This is a genomic window from Streptomyces sp. HUAS YS2, from assembly GCF_033343995.1.
GTDB classification, from domain to species: Bacteria; Actinomycetota; Actinomycetes; order Streptomycetales; family Streptomycetaceae; genus Streptomyces; species Streptomyces solicathayae.
Genome location: NZ_CP137573.1, coordinates 5,054,263 through 5,071,376, shown reverse-complemented (window position 1 = coordinate 5,071,376; position 17,114 = coordinate 5,054,263). Strand labels below are relative to the sequence as shown.

Genomic DNA, 17,114 nt, shown 5'->3' with positions numbered 1-17,114 from the left:
CCCGGGCATGGAACTGCCCCCGGCCGGCGGGACGTCCGGGCGGGGGCAGTGGATCGAGGGGGGCGGCCTCAGTGGCCAGAGGCTCAGGGCCTCGGGGCTCTCAGGCCGTCAGCAGGCGCCGAGGTCCTGCCAGACGCCCCACTCGCCGGTGGTGCCGGGCTCCTCGTTCTGGGTCCACCACTTGGCCTTCCACTTGTGGCCCTTGTGGGAGACCTCGTTGCCGCCGTTGTAGACCGTGCCGGCCACGTACGCCGGGGCCGTGCAGGACGCCGGGTCGGTCGGGGTCGGGGTCGGCGTCGGGTCCGTGGGGGTCGGCGTGGGGGTGGGGTCCGTCGGGGTCGGCGTCGGCGTGGGGGTGGAAGGGGAGCCGCCGACCGCGGTCACGATGTCGTTGAACAGCGTCGCGTTCGCGTCGAGTCCGAGCAGGGAGTACATCATCGCGCCGGCCAGCCCGCGCTGGTGCGCGTAGTCCGCCCGCGCCTGGATGGTCCGCTTGTCCAGGCCGGTGAAGAACTCGCCGTCCTTGTAGAAGTACGCCGACTTCGCCTCGTCGTCCCAGAAGGTCGTCGCCGCGTTGTCGACGATGCCGCCGAGCTCCTTGTAGTGGGCGATGCCCGCCTGCTGGCTGACCGGGCGGGCCGCCGACGCGCCGGTGGCCGGCTGCGCGAGGCCGTTCTTCGTGCCGGCCGGGACGCCCTTCCAGCCGCGGTAGTAGAACTCGTAGCCGAGCGTCAGCTTGTTCGCCGGGAAGCCGCCCGCGATGCCGTACGCCGGCTTGCCGTCGATCCAGGAGTCGATCGCGTTGTCGATCGAGTACTTCTCCGTGCCCGGCTTGATGACGTCGGTCGGGTCGGAGGCGCCCGAGTACAGCGGCGACTGGTGGTACGTCGGCCCGTCGCCGTCCCAGGCGCCGTGCATGTCGTACGTCATGATGTTCGCGTAGTCGAGGTACGCGCCGATCTTGTCCGTCTCGATGTTCTTGATCTTGTCCTGGCCGGCCGGCAGCGCCGCCGTCAGCAGGTACTTCTTGCCGCCGTGCGCCGCGCCGTACTCGTCGAGCTGCTTGCGGAACTCGGCGAGCAACAGGGTGAAGTTCTGCTTGTCCTCGGAGGCGTAGTGGTTGCCGAGGTGGCCGTCGGGCGAGCCCGGGTACTCCCAGTCGATGTCGATGCCGTCGAAGATCCCGGCCGCGCTGCCCGCGCCGCCGAAGCCGCCCTCGACCGGCAGGTCGCCCTGGATGTACTGCTTGATGCAGGAGGCCACGAGCTTCTTGCGGCTCGCGTCCGTCTTCGCCGCGTCGGAGAAGTACTTGGAGTAGGTCCAGCCGCCCAGCGAGATGTTGATCTTCAGGTGCGGGTGCTTCGCCTTCAGCTCCTTGAACTGGTTGAAGACGCCCACGATCGGCTGGTCCCACTTGTCGGCCACGCCGTCGACGCTGTCCGCCGCCGAGAAGGACTTCTGGTAGTCGGCGTACGAGTCGCCCGCGCCGTCACCGGCGTTGGGGTTGGCGTCGTCACCGGCCGCCTTGTTGGCCTCGAAACAGGTCAGGTCGGTCGGGTGGATGTTGCCGAACGAGTAGTTGATGACGTCGAGCTTGGCCGCGATCCCCCGGGTGTCCAGGTGCTTGGGGTAGAAGGCGTTGCCGTAGACGCTCCACTGGTCGTAGTACGCGATCTTCACGCCGCCCGTGGAGGCCGCGGGGGTGGCCGTGCCGGCCGCCTGGGCGGAGCCGAGGCCGACGGTCGCGGCCAGCGCGCCGGCGGCGAGGGCCGAGCTGAGGAGTGCGGCGATCAGGGGTTTGCGGGGGTGCACGTGCGGCCTCCGAGGGGGGTACGCGGTACAGGAGTTGGAGCAGTGATAGCCGCCGCGTGAATGGTGCGTCAATGGTCTGAACCAAACGAGGACTAGACCAATTCGCGCAAGAAAGCCCTCGTCAGAGTGGTGCAGCAGAAAACGGAACCGCTCGCCACCACAGGTGACGAGCGGTTTAAGGCTCACTTAGGGATGGCGCGTCGGATCGTTCGACGCTGAACCAACCCGCCCCGGAATCCCGGGACTCACTCCCCCGGAACGTCTCCGCCCGGCAGTCCGTACGCGTCCGCGATCAGCTCGTAGCTCCGCAGCCGCGCCTCCCCGCCGTGCGCGTTGGCGGTGATCATCAGCTCGTCCGCGCCGGTGCGCTTCTGGAGCCCGTCCAGGCCGGTGCGGACCTCGTCCGCGGTCCCGTGGATCACGTTCCCGAGCCAGGAGTTCACGAACTCCCGCTCCGGCGCGCTGAATTCGTACGCCTCCGCCTCCTCCGGCGTCGGGATCAGCCCGGGCCTGCCGGTGCGCAGCCGCAGCATCGACAGCGCGCCGGTCAGCACCTGCCGGCGCGCCTCCTTCGCGTCGTCGCTCGCCAGCGCCGAGACGCCGATCAGCGCGTACGGCGCGTCGAGCGCCTCGGAGGGTCGGAAGGAGTCCCGGTAGAGGTCGAGCGCCGGGACGGTGTTCTGCGCGGAGAAGTGGTGGGCGAAGGCGAACGGCAGCCCGAGCATCCCGGCCAGCCGGGCGCTGAAGCCGGACGAGCCGAGCAGCCAGATCGGCGGGCGCCCCTTCGGGCCCTGCACGGGACCGGGCACGGCGTGGATCCGGGCGTACGAGTGCCCGTCGGGGAAGTCGTCGTCCAGGAACCGGGTCAGCTCGGAGAGCTGCTGCGGAAAGTCGTCGCCCCCTTCGTTCAGATGGTCCGTACGGCGCAGGGCGGCCGCCGTCGCCCCGTCCGTGCCCGGTGCGCGGCCGAGCCCGAGGTCGACCCGGCCCGGGGCCAGCGCCTCCAGGGTGCCGAACTGCTCGGCGATCACCAGCGGGGCGTGGTTGGGCAGCATCACGCCGCCGGAGCCGAGCCGGATGCGCTCGGTGTGCGCGGCGAGGTGGGCGAGGATCACGGCCGGCGACGAGGACGCGACGCCGGGCATGGAGTGGTGCTCGGCCACCCAGTGGCGGTGGTAGCCGCGCCGCTCGGCGAGCCGGCTGATCTCCACACTGGTGGCCAGGGCCTGCGAGGCGGTCCGCCCGCTGCCGACGGTCACCAGGTCCAGAACGGACAGCGGGACGGGCGCGGTCCCGCGCACCTCTCCCCGGATCGGGTCGCTCACCTTGTCGCTCACCTCTGAGAGCCCTCCTGCGCTTGTGACGTACGCGCTCACGACGTACGGATCGCACACCAGAACAGGAGGGGGGCTCCGGTTATTCCGCCGGGGGCCGGCAGGACGCCCGCGGAGCGCTGACCTCACCTTCGAGCCGTCACGCATACCCCTGGCATATGCCAGAGTGCCGCGTCCCAGCGTATGGGGCTGACGGGGCGGGCCAATCCGGCAACAGCCGCTCCCTGACAGGCCCTTGGCGGCTATCGTGGTACGGAAGCTTGCGGTCACAACCTGGTCGACCTGGTAGGGGGAAACCGTGGCGCTGAAGCCCGAGCCCATCGCGCCGTTCCACTCGGTGCAGTACGCCCTTCGTGTCCTGGAGGCGGTGGCCCGGCACGCGGGCGGTGTCACGGACACCCAGATCGGACGCGAGACCGGCCTGCCGCTCGGTCACCTGTCCTCCCTCCTCCTCATGCTCCGCCGCGAGGGTTACGTGGAGCAGGTCGCCGACGGCGCGTACGTCGTCGGTGACTCCCTCGTCCTGCTCGGCTCCGGCGCCACCCGCCGCGAGGCCCTGGAGCGCAAGCTCCAGGAAACCCTCCGCGAGCTGCGCGACTCCGTCGGCGCGGCGGTCTACATCAGCCGGTACATCGACGGCGAGGTGAAGATCACCCAGTTCGCGGACGGCCCGCGCACGCCCGCGGTCAACGAGTGGGTGGACTTCCGCTCGGCGGCGCACGCCAGCGCGGTCGGCAAGTGCCTGCTCACCCAGCTCGACCAGAACGGGCGCCGCGACCACCTCTCCCGCCACAAGATCGCCCGGCTGACCTCCCGGACGATCACCAACGAGAAGGTGCTCTTCTCCAAGCTGGACAGCCAGCCCGCGTCCGTCCCGGTGCTCGACCTCCAGGAGTACGCGGTGGGCACGGTCTGCGCGGCGGTCCCGCTGACGGCCGGATCGGCGGTCGGCTGCCTCGCGCTCTCCCTGCCGATCGAGCACGCCCACCGGCTGCGCGCGGCGGCCGACACGCTGAACCGGAAGGCGGCGCCGGTGGTGCTGTCGCTGGCGATCTGAGGCCCTGGGGCGCCTGGAGACGGCCCGGCGGCGGCAGGCGGCGGCGGGTGGTCCGGAGCACCCCTCCGGACCAGGTAGTATTACTTCTGTCAGCAGGCGCCGCTAGCTCAGTTGGTTAGAGCAGCTGACTCTTAATCAGCGGGTCCGGGGTTCGAGTCCCTGGCGGCGCACAGACACGGAGGAGCCCCTCGCGCGAGCGAGGGGCTCCTCCGCTTTGTTCCCGCGACCGCCGCTACGCCCGCAGGTAGGTCAGCACGGCCAGCACCCGGCGGTGCGTGTCCTCGGCCGGCGGGAGGTCGAGCTTCCCGAGGATGTTGCCGATGTGCTTCCCGACGGCGGCCTCGGTCACCACGAGACGGCGGGCGATCGCCCCGTTCGAATGCCCCTCGGCGACCAGTCCCAGCACCTCCCGCTCGCGCGGAGTCAGCGCGGCCAGCGGGTCGCGGCGGCGGCGCAGCAGCTGCCGGACGACCTCGGGGTCGACGACCGTGCCGCCGGCCGCGACCCGGGTGAGCGCGTCCAGGAACTCCTCGACCTGGCCGATCCGGTCCTTGAGCAGATAGCCCACGCCCGTGCCGTCGCCGGAGTCGAGCAGCTCGGTGGCGTAACTGCGCTGCACGTACTGGCTCAGTACCAGGACCGGCAGCTCCGGGCGTGCGGCGCGCAGCGCGACCGCGGCGCGCAGCCCCTCGTCCTGGAAACCGGGCGGCATCCGGACGTCGGTCACGACGATGTCGGGGGCGTGCGCGGCGACCGCCTCGCGCAGGGCCTCGGCGTCGCCGACGGCGGCGGCGACCTCGTGGCCGAAGCGGGCGAGCAGCCCGATCAGCCCTTCGCGCAGGAGGACGCTGTCCTCGGCCAGGACTACGCGGAGGGAGGAGGGCACGGGATCTCCACTCGGATCAGGGTCGGCCCGCCGGGCGGGCTGGAGATCGTCAGTGTGCCATCGAGGACGGCGATGCGGTCGGCCAGTCCGGTGAGTCCGGACCCGCCGGCCGGGTCGGCGCCGCCGCGGCCGTCGTCCTGGACGAGGAGGGTGAGGCTTCCGGAGGCGTACCGGGCGGTGAGCCGGGCCTTGGTCGCACCGCTGTGCTTGCCGATGTTGGCGAGCGCCTCGCAGACGGCGAAGTACCCGGCGGACTCCACCGCCGTGGGGAGCCGGGGCAGTTCGATGTCCGCGTCGACGGGCACGGCGGAGCGGTCGGCGGCGTCGGCGAGCGCCGCGCCCAGGCCGAAGTCGGCGAGGACCTGGGGATGGATGCCGTGGATCAGCTCCCTCAGCTCGGTGAGGACCTGCCCGGCCTCGTCGTGCGCCTTGGCGAGCTGGTCGCCGAGGGGGCTGCCGGGCGGGGCGTCGAGGCGGGCGAGGCCGAGGGTCATCGTGAGGGCGACGAGGCGCTGTTGGGCGCCGTCGTGGAGATCGCGTTCGATGCGGCGGCGCTCGGCCTCGAAGGCGTCGACGAGGCGGGCGCGGGAGCGGGTCACCTCGCCGATCCGGTCGGTCAGCTCGGTCTCGCGGGGCGCGAGCAGCGCGCGGGCCATCGCGGCGCGGGCGCCGGCGAGTGCCGCGACCGGGTACAGCAGGGCGACGAGGAGGACGGCGCCGAGCAGGGAGGCGGCGAACGCCTCCGGATAGGAGGTGACGAGGTACGCCTTGACGACCTTGGTCTCCTGGCCGTCGAGGGCCAGGCGGAGCGGTGCGCCGAGAAGGGCCGCGGGCAGGCCCAGGCAGACGGCGAGCACGATCAGGTCGAGCGGCCACAGAACGGTGGCGTGCAGCACGGCGTACGCCAGCTCCCGCCAGGTCGCCTGCTCGCGCACCCGGATCCGGAGCCAGGCGGCGAGGCCGGGGGTGTCGGGCACGCGGTGCGGGTCGGCGGCGGGGGTGGTCTCGGCGATGCGGAGCCGGCGGCGCTCGATGCCGCCGAGCGCGACGCCGGCGAACAGGAGCAGCGGCAACCCGACGAGCAGCAGCGAGAACATGGCGAGGACCAGCAGCACCGCGAGCGCGGCCGCCCCGGTGACGGCCCCGCTCGCGAGATACCCGGCGGACCGCCAGGGCCAGACGGAACGGGGGTACGCGAGCGGCCGGGTGAGCGCCTGCCAGGGCGTGCGGACATCCATGCGGGTACGGTATGCGCCGCCGCCCGCCCGCGGCGATGGCCCTGGAGGGCGTCCGGGAGGTAGGCCTGGCCCTACCCCGGGCCCGGGCCGGGTTTCGAAAAGGGGCAGGGGTGTGCCTGGCTCTACCTCTGCCCCCGGGCCCGCACCCGGAGCGGAGGGCAGAGCCCCGCTCCGGACACCCCGACCCCCGCGGCGCGAAGCTGCCGCACCCGGGGCGGGGTGGGAGAGCCCCTGCTCCTGGCCTTCCCCGGCCCCCGGCAGGGTTTCGGGAAGGGGCGGGGTGGGGTGAATCAACTCCACACGAGGTGGGCGCGGTTGTGGGAGTCGTAGGTTGCGCGCAGGGTCGTGAGGGCCTTCGGCGTCAGGGGGGTGTACGCGGCGCCCGGGGTGGGGCGCCACCAGAGTTCGTCGCGGGAGAGGAACCCCTCCGTACGCAGGGACGCGCGCTGGATCTTGTTCGTCGCCGTCGTGGGGAGACGGTCCATGACGCGGACGAAACGCGGGGGCATCTTGGTGCCGAGGTCCGCCTGGCCGGAGAGGAACTCCGTGAAGCGGGCCGGGTCGAACGCCGCGCCCTCGCGCAGCGCCAGCGCCGCCATCACCATGTCCCCCGCCACCGGATCCGGCACCGCGTAGACCGCGACCGCCTCCGCGTCCGTCCAGCGCGCCAGGATGTTCTCGATCACGGCCGCCGCCAGGTTCTCGCTGTCCACCCGCAGCCGGTCGTCGGTGCGTCCCGCGAAGTAGTAGAAGTCGGCCTCGTCCCGGTAGAAGAGGTCCCCGGTCCAGTACCAGCCGCCGCGCAGCCGCTCCTTCTCCGCCTCCTCGTTGCGCCAGTAGCCCTCGAAGGGGCTGCGGCCCTTGTTGACGAGTTCGCCTATCGCCGCCGCGCCGTTGAGGAGGTGGCCCTGCGGCGAGAAGCGGGCCCGCTCGCACTCCTGCCCCTCGGCGTCCACGACCGCCAGTCCGTCGCCCGGCGCGGCCCGTCCGATCGCGCCCGTCGGGGTGTCCGGGGTCCGCTGGATCGCCGCGCCGCCCTCGGAGGAGCCGTACCCCTCGACGAGCTTCACCCCGAAGCGGGCCTCGAAGCGGGCCGCGTCGACCGCGCCCGCCTCCGTGCCGAAGCCGAGCCGCAGCCCGTGCTCCCGGTCTCCTGGGCCTTCGGGCGTGGCCAGCAGGTACTGGATCGCCCGCCCCACATACGTGAAGTAGGTCGCGCCGAACTCCCGTACGTCCGGCAGGAAGCCGGACGCGGAGAACCGGTCCCGCAGCGCCACCGACGCCCCGGCCGACAGCGCCGGTGCCCAGTCCGCGATGACGGCGTTGCCGTGGAACATCGGCATGCAGATGTAGTGCACGTCGTCCCGGCCCACCCCGAAGTGCGCGACCAGCGACGCGCCGGCCGCCGCCAGCCGCCCCTGGCTGCAGATCGCCGCCTTGGGCGCGCCGGTCGAGCCGGACGTGAAGTAGAGCAGCATCCGGCTGTCCGGCCGCACCGGCCGGACCACCGCGTCGCCGGGCTCGGCGCCCTCATACGGCGTGAGGAGTTCCGTGTAGGCGTCGGTGTCCGTCACGAGCACGCGCAGGCCCGGCAGGGCGAGCCCGTCGAGCAGGGGAAGGTACGCGCGCTGGGTGACGAGGACCCGGCATTCGGTGTGGACGATGTCCCGGGCCAGCTCCGCGCCCCGCCGGGTGGGGTTGATCCCGGCGACGGCGGCCCCCGCGAGGGCCGCCGCGCTGAGCCAGAGCGGGTACTCCGGTGTGTTGTCGAGGAGCACCCCGAGGTGCGGCTCGGCACCCCGGGGCAGCAGATCGACGAGCAGTGCCGCGCGCGCGGCGGCGCCCGCGGATACGTCGTGGTGCGTGAGGACCGTGTCCCGGCTCCGGAGTCCGGTCCTCGGGTCGCCCCACTGCCGCTGTACGAGCTCCGCCACGGTCGCGGTCACGGTCCCGGTCATGCGCCTGACCGTAACTGACTACTCGTCAGAACTGAACATCCGAGCAGGCGTAGAACGCGTTCGAGGTGTCCGCGATCGTCCACACCGCCAGGATCAGGTGCCGGCCGGTCTTGCCCGCCGGGATCGTGCCGGAGTGCGAGAGCGTGGACGGCGGCTGCTGGCTGTTGTAGGGAACGGTCAGGAACGGCTGGGGATCGAGCGCGGCCCGGGTCAGCTTCTGGCCGGGGTCCCAGCCGTTCCTGGTGATGAAGTACTTGAAGTCGGTGGTGCGGTGACGGGCCGTGAACTGCCAGCGGAAGGTGAAGCTCTGGCCGGCCGTGACCCGGGTGGCGGGCCAGGCTCCGCCGCGGGGGTCGTCGAGCTGGGCGAACTGGGTGAGCCCGGCGGAGCAGATCTTCCCGTCCGCCGGCCCGGCGGCCGGGAAGCCCTTCGGACCCTCGACCGACTGCGGTTCCCACTGGATGGGGCCGCAGTCGGTCACGGTGCCGTTGGCGCAGAGCTTCTGCCGGCTGATCGGGGAGTCGGTGTAGCCGTGGCCGGTGGCGCTGCCGGTGGCCAGGAACGTGACCCCGGCGACGCCGAGCGCGACCAGGGTCGCGCCTGTCTTGGTCTTGCTGCGCTTTCGCATGCTGTCGCTCCAGAAGAACGTGGGGGAGTTCTGTGGGCTGTGCGGTGCACGCGCGTGCGGGGTTCCGCGGTGGGACTGGTTCCGGTCTAGACCAAGTCCCAATGTATGGACGGAAGTTGAACATGTCCATACCAATCGCGGTGGCTCATGCGCCCTCTCCGCCGGTCCCCCGGCCCGTGTAGAACGCCACCGTCAGGTCCTTCACCAGCGCCTTGCGCTCGTAGTCGTCCAGCTCGACCAGACCACGCGTGGTCAGCCGGTGGACCATGTCGTCCACCGCGTCCACGACCGACGTCAGCACGCTGTCGCGGTGCTTCGCGTCGATCGCCGCGATCCGGCGGCGCTGCATCGCGGCCGCGATCTCGGGGGCGTACTCGATCCGGGTCGGCTGCGCCGAGAAGACGTCGATGCCGACCGGCGCGCACTCCGCGGAGAGCATCTTGGTGAGCGCCTCGCCGACGGCCTCCGCGTCGCGCAGGGTGGGGGCGTCCTCGTGGAACGCGTCGGCCGGGAGCTGGGACAGCACGCGGGCCATCGCCGCCTCGACCTGCTCGCGCAGGTACTCCTCGTGGTGCTCGACGCCGAGCGCGGCGCGGACGGTGTCGCGGATGCGCCAGACCACGAGCACGACGACGTTCAGCGCCGTGCCCTTCGCGTCGACCGCGGGCATCGGCTCGCTGCGCCAGTGCCGCAGCCGGACGTCGACGCGTCGGCGGAGCAGGAGCGGGCTCACCCACAGCAGGCCGGTCCGGCGGACGCTGCCGCGGTACTCGCCGAACAGCGTGAGCACCCACGCCGAGCCGACCCGGCCGCGGCCGAGGCCGCCGAGAGAGAAGAGGGCGAGGATCACGCCCAGGGAGAGCAGCCCCCACTGGCCGAGGTGGATGCCGTGGTACGGGCGCGCGGGCAGCCGGAGCATCCGGGTCACGGCGTCGGGCACGGCCCCGGTCCACCACACGACGGCGGCGCAGCCGGTGAGCGCGACGGCTCCGGCGACGACACCGATCCATCCGGGCAGCACAGGTCCGGGCCGCTCGCGCAGCGCGGGGTCGGCGGTCGGCGCGGGGCGGGGCTTCTGCTTGGGCTTCGGCTTGGGCGTCTCGGGCGCGGGCCCGCTCGGCTTGGGGACGGCCTTGCGTACGTCCGCGACCCCGAACACGGTGCCGGAGGCCTCGGCCGCGGCCCCGACGGACACCGGGGAGCCGCCGGGGGCGAACAGCGCCTCGAAGTCGAAGCTCTTGCCGGTACGCGGTGTGACGACGTCGTCCTTGGCGACCGGCGGCTCGCTCAGATCCGCCTCGTCCGACCGCGGCCGGCCGACGGTCACCCCGGACGGCGCGAAGATCGCCTCGAAGTCGAACCCGGTCGCGGCCGCGTCGGGCATCGGCCGGGTGTCCGGCCCCGCGTCGACGGCGGCGGGCTCCTCCCGGAAGAGCCGATGCACAGGAATCGCCCCGGTCGTCTCCACCCCGATAACCGGCGTCCGCCGCCCCACCCCACCCCGAGTCCCCCCAACCACACCATCCCCACCGACCGAACCACCATGGGAGGACACGGAAGGCCCACCGACCGAACCGACCCCGGGAGACGCGGAAGCACCGCTGGGCGAACCGGCCCCGGGGGACGCGGAAGGCCCGCCGGGCGAACCGGACCTGGGAGGCGCGGGATTACCGGCCACCGAGCCAGATTCGGCGGACGCGGGAGTACCCACCGCCGAACCGGCCCCGGAGGACGCGGACATGCTGGTGGACGAACCGGACGCCGCGGACGCCGGTGTACCGACCGACGGACCAGACCCAGGAGACGCGGAAGCACCGACCACCGAACCAGACCCGGCCGACGCGGACGGACCGACCACCGCACCAGACCCCGCGGACGCGGACGGACCGATCGGCGCGCCCGGACCCGCCGCCGCGGCCGGCGCCCGGAAGCCGACCGGGCCACCCGGCGCGCTCTGGGACGGCCGCCGACCCTCGGAGCCGGCGGACGCGGGCGTACCGATCGTGCCCACCGAAGCACCCGGCCCGAACCCGCCCGCCAGGGCTCCCCGGCCGACGGACGCGCCCGGACCCGCCGCCGGCGGAAGCGCGGAACCGACCGGCGCGCCCGGCCCGGCCGGTTCGACCGGGCCACCCGGCGCGTCCGGCGTCGCGGACGGGAGCCCGGAGCCGACCGGCGAAGCGGAACCCACGGACACGCCGGACCCGGCCGGGCCGGCCGACGCGCCCGCGCCGACCGGGCCCGGCGGGCCGGGCAGGCCGGGGTCGGCCGGCCGGTCCGCCTCGCCGGGGCGGGGCGCCGGGCCCGGCGGGGCGGGCTGCGCCGCGCCCTCCGCGCCCGCCAGGGCCGGATCGTTCTCGCGGTCGGGTGTCGCTGTGGTCATCCGTTCCACCTCACGCTCTCACTGGTTCATCGGAACAACCGGCGCCAGGTCTCCGGCCCCGGGTAGCCGTCGGCCGCCGCGCCGCTCCAGCCCTGGGCTCGCTGGAAGGCCTCGACGTTGCGGCGGTCCGCCTCCGTCCAGCGCGGACCGGGGCCGGACAGGTAGTGCTTGCCGAAGCCCCGCTTCACCAACTGCTTGCCCAGTTTCTCCACATATGCGTTGGATTGGCCCGGACGGAAGTAGCCACGCCCGGGGAACGCCGGCGCAGTCGCGCTCGACCCGCCCGAACCACTCGAACCGCCGATGGCCCGGCCCTTGCCGGTCACCAGGAGCCGCCACGTCTCGGGCCCCGGCAGCCCGTCCGCGTCGCCGCCCGTCCAGCCCTGCGCCTGCTGGAACGCCTGGGTCGCCCTACGGTCCGCGTCGCCCCAGCGCGGACCCGGGCCCTGGCTGTAGAAGCGCCCGCCGCCCCGCTCGACGAGCATCTTCCCGAGCTGGGTGACGTACTTGTTGTTCGCGCCGGGGCCGAAGTACCCCGCGCCCGGGTAGGCCGTCGTGGCCGATCCCGTACCGCTCTCGCTCCCGCCGGCGCCGCCGGTGCCGCCGGCGATCAGGCCCTTGTAGCGGTAGGCCACGTACCGGTCGGAGTTGTTCCAGTACGCCATGGGCGTGACCTGCCTGCGCGTACGCGGCTTGGTCTGCTCGTACGCGACGTACGCGGTGCGCGTGTAGTCGCTCCAGCCGCCGAAGATCGTCACGTGCGAGCCGCGGGTCGGGTTGTCGGGGTTGTGGAACAGCAGGATGTCGCCGGGCTGGAGATCGTTGCGGTCGATCCGGGTGCCGTACCGGGCGAGGCTGCCCGTCCACTCGTTGCCGGTCAGGTTCCAGACCATGGAGATGTAGCCGGAGCAGTCCTGCCGGTAGCCGTCGGACCAGTACTGCGTCATCGAGTACGGGACGTGCGCGTCGACCCACCGCTTGGCCCGGTTGATGATCTCCGCGCGGGTGCTGCGGCGCAGCGTCTCGGCGGAGATCTGACCGGTCGTCGGGGTCGCGCCGGCCGACGGCGGTCCGGGGTGCCCCACGCTCCCACCCCCGCTCCCGCTCGCGCTCCCGTGCAGCGGACCGGTGTAGCCCTGCGGGGTGTCCGGCAGGGGCTGCCCCTCGTCGGCCGCCCCGGCCGCCCCGGACACCCCAGCCGCCCCGGCCGACTCCGCCGCGTCCGCGGCCCCCGTGTCGGCGACCACCGACGCCGCGCCCGCCGCGCCCCCGCCTCCCAGGACCACGCCCGCCGCGGTCACCAGGAGCAGCGCGCGGCGCGCTCCGTGCGCCGCCGGGTGGCCGCCCGCCCGGACGGGAAGGCCCAGGGCGAGATCGCGCCGCCGCTGGGCGCAGCCCGGGCAGCCGCAGTCAGCCGCGGGCTCGTACTCCTCGAAGACCGGCACGCTCATGCGAATCCCCTCCACACTCGTCAAGATCTTCTGGCGCTGATGCACGGGCGCCAGTGTCTCAACTGTCCGGACATATCGCATTTTGACGGATCGAAGCTACGAAACGACCATCCGACAGGCCGGAGCGGCACGGAAATGGTCAGGAGCACTCTCAAACATCAGGTAGAGTTTTCTTTGTCAGCAGGCGCCGCTAGCTCAGTTGGTTAGAGCAGCTGACTCTTAATCAGCGGGTCCGGGGTTCGAGTCCCTGGCGGCGCACGCACAGCCGAGGCCCCTCACCGATGGTGAGGGGCCTCGGCCATGTTCTGACACGATCATGAGCGTAGCCCCATGCGATCACTTTCGGTCCGTTTCCACACCCTCGTCACACCCTTCCCACCTGGCCCGGTTATGGGCGGTAAACAGCTTGTTTCGCCCTTGTGATCATGAGGCGGGGTCGTGGACTCTGGCTTGGTCCCTGGGGGGTTGGGGACTTTTCGGCCGGTCGCGCCGAGTGCGGGGTGGGGGCCCCGCCCGCGACCGGGCACGGGGGGATGGACTCATGACGTCTGCATGGACGCCTGCCGGGGGAACCCGGCTCCGCTCCGTGACGACACTGCCACGCTACGACTACGAGCACTACAGCCGGCTCGCCGGGCCACTGACCGAGCCCGACCCGGCGAAACCGTACACAGTGCGCTACCGGTCCCTGCTCGCGCAGGAGCCGCACCGGCTGCGCGCGGGGCTCCTGCTCGCCGCCGCGCCACTCGTCTCGCTGTGCCTCTTCGCCTGGCTGATGCAGCCGCGGCACTGGACCGAACGCGACCCGAACCTCGACAACGACCTGCTCCGCGCACTCGACGTGGTCATGCTCGTCTCGATCGGGCTGATCGAGCTCTTCCGCACCGTGAACGTGCTGTCGAACGCGCACGCGACGCTGGTCGCCCGCGACCCCGTGCCGGTCGTGCCCGAACCCGGCACCAGGGTCGCCTTCCTCACCTCCTTCGTGCCGGGCAAGGAGCCTCTGGAGATGGTGACGAGAACGCTGGAGGCGGCCGTCCGGATCCGGCACCGGGGCACGATGCACGTCTGGCTGCTCGACGAGGGCGACGACGCCGAGGTCAAGGCGGTCTGCGCGCGGCTCGGCGTACGACACTTCTCCCGCAAGGGCGTCCCGCTGTGGAACCAGGCCACCGGCCCGCACCGGGCGAGGACCAAGCACGGCAACTACAACGCCTGGCTCCAGGCGCACGGCGACGCGTACGACTTCTTCGCCTCCGTCGACACCGACCACGTCCCCCTGCCCAACTACCTGGAGCGGATGCTCGGCTACTTCCGCGACCCGGACGTCGGCTTCGTCATCGGGCCGCAGGTGTACGGCAATTACGACACCTTCGTCACCAAGGCCGCCGAGTCGCAGCAGTTCCTCTTCCACGCGCTGATCCAGCGGGCCGGGAACCGCTACGGCGCGCCCATGTTCGTCGGCACCTCCAACGCCGTGCGGATCAGGGCCCTGCAGCAGATCGGCGGCCTGTACGACTCGATCACCGAGGACATGGCCACCGGCTTCGAGATGCACCGCCACAGGAACCCGGCGACCGGTCGGAAGTGGCGCTCGGTCTACACCCCGGACGTGCTCGCCGTCGGCGAGGGCCCGACCGCCTGGACCGACTTCTTCACCCAGCAGCTGCGCTGGTCCCGGGGCACCTACGAGACCATCCTCACCCAGTACTGGAAGGGCTTCGGCAGCCTGCCGCCGGGCAAGCTCCTCAACTACACGCTGATGATCGTGTTCTATCCGATGTCGGCCCTCAACTGGATCCTCGCGGCACTGAGTTGCGCGCTGTTCCTCGGCATGGGTGCCTCCGGTGTCCAGATCGACCCGGCGATGTGGATGATGCTGTACGGCAACGCCTCGGCGCTCCAGATCGGCCTCTACGTCTGGAACCGGCGGCACAACGTGTCGCCGCACGAACCCGAGGGGTCCGGCGGACTCGCCGGCATGATGATGTCCGCGCTCTCCGCGCCGATCTACGCCCGCTCGCTGCTCGACGCGGTGCTGCGCCGCAAGAGCTCGTTCGTGGTGACGCCGAAGGGCGACTCGTCCAGCCCGGACACCCTCTTCGGCACCTTCCGCGTCCATCTGTTCTTCGTCGCCGTCTTCGGCGGATCGCTCGCCGCGTCCTTCGTCCTCGGCCACGACCACCCGGCGATGATCACCTGGGCCACGCTGGCCCTGCTGATCACCGCCGCGCCGATCCTGGCCTGGGCGTACGGGCTCCGCGCAGCGAAGCGCGCCGCCCGCGTACCCGAGCGGCCGGCCGCGCCCGCGCACGTACCGCAGCAGCGCCCGCAGTGGTCCGGGTCCGGGACCGCCGGGTCCGAACCCGGCGCCCCCGAACGGACGATGGTCCTGGGAGGGCGTAAGAAGTGAGCGCCGTACGGCCCGACCATCGGAGGAGCCGGGCGCGGAGGGTGGGGATCTCGGCGGTCGTCGTCCTCGCGCTCGCCGGGTTCAACGGACCGGCGATGTGGCGGTTCGGCTCGGAGCAGTATCACGAGTACGCGATCGACCGGCCCGCGTACAAGGCGACCCACGGCCACTGGGACCTGCTCGACGTGCCCGCGGAGTTCCGGATCAACACCATCCACGCGGCCCTGCTCCACACCGGCAAGGTGCTGCTGATCGCCGGCTCCGGCAACAACCAGAAGAACTTCGACGCGAGGAAGTTCGAGTCCGTGCTGTGGGACCCGGCGACGGGGGACTTCAAGAAGATCCCGACGCCCAGGGACATGTTCTGCTCCGGGCACACCCAACTCCCGGACGGGAAACTCCTCGTGGCGGGCGGGACGAAGCGGTACGAGAAATTGGAGGGCGACGTCACCAAGGCCGGCGGCCTGATGATCGTCCACAACGAGAACCCGGACAAGCCGGCCACTCTGCCCGCCGGCACCCGCTTCACCGGGCGGGAGAACGGCAGGACCTTCGTCTCCCGGGACCCGGTCCTGGTCGAGCGGGCCACCAAGGTCTTCGACCGGAGGACCGGCCGGTTCCTGCGCAACGACCCCGGACTCGGCCGGATCTACGTCGAGGCGGAGAAGTCCGGGAAGGCGTACGAGACCGGCACCCAGGACAACTACCGGGTGGCCGGCCTGACCGGCGCCGACGCGCGCAACACCTACGGCATCGCGCAGAAGCTCGCCCTCGACAAGAAGGACTTCCAGGGCATCCGGGAGGCATACGAGTTCGACCCGGTCGCCGAGAAGTACCTCACCGTCGACCCGATGAACGAGGCCCGCTGGTACCCGACCCTCACCACCCTCGCGGACGGCCGGGTGCTGTCCCTCTCCGGGCTCGACGAGATCGGCCAGATCGTCCCCGGCAAGGACGAGATCTACGACCCGAGGACGAAGAAGTGGGCCTACACCGGCGTCGAGCGCCGGTTCCCCACCTACCCGGCGATCTTCCTGCTGGCCGACGGCCGGCTGTTCTACTCCGGCTCCAACGCCGGGTACGGTCCCGCCGACGTCGGTCGCGACCCGGGCGTCTGGGACCTGCGGACCGACACCTTCACCAGGGTGCCGGGGCTCTCCGACCCCGACCGGATGGAGACCTCCGCGACCGTGCTGCTGCCGCCCGCGCAGGACCAGCGGTTCCTGGTCATCGGCGGCGGCGGGGTCGGTGAGTCCGAGAAGGCCAGCGCGCGGTCCCGGCTCGTCGACCTCAAGGAGCCGCGCCCGCGGTTCCGGGACAGTGCCGCCCTGGAGAAGGGCACCCGCTACCCGAGCGCCTCGCTGCTGCCCGACGACACCGTGCTCGTCACCGGAGGCTCCGAGGACTACCGGGGGCGCGGCGGCTCGAACATCCTCCAGGCCCGGACGTACGACCCGAGGACGGGCGCGTACACCCGGGTCGCCGACCCGCGGGTCGGCCGGAACTACCACTCCGGCTCGCTGCTGCTGCCCGACGGCCGGGTCATGATCTTCGGCTCGGACTCGCTCTTCTCCGACGCCGCGAACACCCGGCCGGGCGTCTTCGAGCAGCGCATCGAGATCTACACGCCCGCCTACCTGTTCCGCGGCGACCGGCCGGAACTCGGGGACGGGCCGGGGCGGATCGCGCGCGGCAGGACCGGCGTGTACCGGACGGCGGACGCCGCCGGGATCACCTCGGCGAAGCTGATCCGGCCGAGCGCCGTCACCCATGTCACCGACGTCGACCAGCGCACGGTCGCGCTGACGCTCGAGAAGACGCCGGGCGCGGTCGAGCTGGGCGTCCCGAAGAACCGGGCCCTGGTGCCCTCGGGCTGGTACATGCTCTTCGTCACCGACGCGCGGGGCACCCCCTCCCGCGCGAGGTGGGTGGAGGTGCCCTGAGGCAGGCTGCT

10 protein-coding genes, 2 tRNA genes and 1 pseudogene are annotated in these 17,114 nt (G+C 72.2%); 5 read left to right on the top strand and 8 right to left on the bottom strand.

The features are described 5' to 3' along the window. Nucleotides 1-108 precede the first annotated feature (108 nt). Together R2D22_RS23505 and R2D22_RS23500 are read right to left on the bottom strand one after the other, a co-directional pair. On the bottom strand, nt 109-1,812 hold the full coding sequence (locus R2D22_RS23505; protein WP_318106635.1) for a glycosyl hydrolase family 18 protein: 1,704 nt from the start codon (nt 1,810-1,812) through the stop codon (nt 109-111). A gap of 245 nt (nt 1,813-2,057) precedes the next feature. After that, nucleotides 2,058-3,137, bottom strand: coding sequence for an LLM class flavin-dependent oxidoreductase (locus tag R2D22_RS23500; RefSeq protein ID WP_318109948.1), 1,080 nt, complete (start codon nt 3,135-3,137; stop codon nt 2,058-2,060). 307 nt (nt 3,138-3,444) lie between these two features. On the opposite strand from R2D22_RS23500, the gene R2D22_RS23495 reads away from it, so the two are divergent. Next, on the top strand, nt 3,445-4,203 hold the full coding sequence (locus R2D22_RS23495) for an IclR family transcriptional regulator (RefSeq protein ID WP_318106634.1): 759 nt from the start codon (nt 3,445-3,447) through the stop codon (nt 4,201-4,203). Between the two features lie 96 nt (nt 4,204-4,299). Next, nucleotides 4,300-4,373 (top strand) — tRNA-Lys (locus R2D22_RS23490). Nucleotides 4,374-4,435: 62 nt separating this feature from the next. Here R2D22_RS23490 and R2D22_RS23485 read toward each other — a convergent pair. The 6 genes and pseudogenes from R2D22_RS23485 to R2D22_RS23460 all read right to left on the bottom strand — a co-directional run bounded on the left by R2D22_RS23485 (nt 4,436) and on the right by R2D22_RS23460 (nt 12,747). Further along, the gene (locus R2D22_RS23485; protein ID WP_318106633.1) at nt 4,436-5,089 is read right to left on the bottom strand and encodes a response regulator transcription factor; all 654 of its coding nucleotides are present in this window, start codon (nt 5,087-5,089) and stop codon (nt 4,436-4,438) included. After that, a complete protein-coding gene (locus R2D22_RS23480) occupies nt 5,068-6,327 on the bottom strand; it encodes a sensor histidine kinase (RefSeq protein ID WP_318106632.1) in 1,260 nt (419 codons plus the stop codon). Before R2D22_RS23480 ends, R2D22_RS23485 begins: the two co-directional genes overlap by 22 nt. A 290-nt stretch (nt 6,328-6,617) precedes the next feature. Next, on the bottom strand, nt 6,618-8,285 hold the full coding sequence (locus R2D22_RS23475; RefSeq protein ID WP_318106631.1) for an AMP-binding protein: 1,668 nt from the start codon (nt 8,283-8,285) through the stop codon (nt 6,618-6,620). Between the two features lie 25 nt (nt 8,286-8,310). After that, a complete protein-coding gene (locus R2D22_RS23470) occupies nt 8,311-8,913 on the bottom strand; it encodes a lytic polysaccharide monooxygenase auxiliary activity family 9 protein (protein WP_318106630.1) in 603 nt (200 codons plus the stop codon). Between the two features lie 145 nt (nt 8,914-9,058). Continuing rightward, nucleotides 9,059-10,378: pseudogene (locus R2D22_RS23465) on the bottom strand (SPFH domain-containing protein); the annotation flags it as partial. Nucleotides 10,379-11,322: 944 nt separating this feature from the next. After that, nucleotides 11,323-12,747: a peptidoglycan-binding protein gene (locus R2D22_RS23460; protein ID WP_318106628.1), complete on the bottom strand. Its 1,425-nt coding sequence runs from the start codon at nt 12,745-12,747 to the stop codon at nt 11,323-11,325. Between the two features lie 184 nt (nt 12,748-12,931). On the opposite strand from R2D22_RS23460, the gene R2D22_RS23455 reads away from it, so the two are divergent. From R2D22_RS23455 to glxA, 3 genes are all read left to right on the top strand, one after another. Then, nucleotides 12,932-13,005, top strand: a tRNA-Lys gene (locus R2D22_RS23455). Between the two features lie 283 nt (nt 13,006-13,288). Next, nucleotides 13,289-15,160 carry a glycosyltransferase family 2 protein gene (locus tag R2D22_RS23450; RefSeq protein WP_318106627.1) on the top strand — a complete coding sequence of 624 codons (1,872 nt, stop codon included), beginning with the start codon at nt 13,289-13,291 and terminating at the stop codon, nt 15,158-15,160. A 41-nt stretch (nt 15,161-15,201) separates the two neighbouring features. Further along, nucleotides 15,202-17,103 (top strand): radical copper oxidase GlxA, encoded by a 1,902-nt coding sequence (gene glxA / locus R2D22_RS23445; RefSeq protein WP_411977068.1) that lies wholly within the window; start codon nt 15,202-15,204, stop codon nt 17,101-17,103. Nucleotides 17,104-17,114 lie beyond the last annotated feature (11 nt).

What these genes read in the sequence shown, in the direction of transcription:
- R2D22_RS23450 (WP_318106627.1), top strand. Translation starts at nt 13,289, where the DNA reads ATGACGTCTGCATGGACGCCTGCCGGGGGAACCCGGCTCCGCTCCGTG.
- R2D22_RS23470 (WP_318106630.1), bottom strand. Translation starts at nt 8,913, where the DNA reads ATGCGAAAGCGCAGCAAGACCAAGACAGGCGCGACCCTGGTCGCGCTC.
- R2D22_RS23460 (WP_318106628.1), bottom strand. Translation starts at nt 12,747, where the DNA reads ATGAGCGTGCCGGTCTTCGAGGAGTACGAGCCCGCGGCTGACTGCGGC.
- R2D22_RS23475 (WP_318106631.1), bottom strand. Translation starts at nt 8,285, where the DNA reads ATGACCGGGACCGTGACCGCGACCGTGGCGGAGCTCGTACAGCGGCAG.
- R2D22_RS23480 (WP_318106632.1), bottom strand. Translation starts at nt 6,327, where the DNA reads ATGGATGTCCGCACGCCCTGGCAGGCGCTCACCCGGCCGCTCGCGTAC.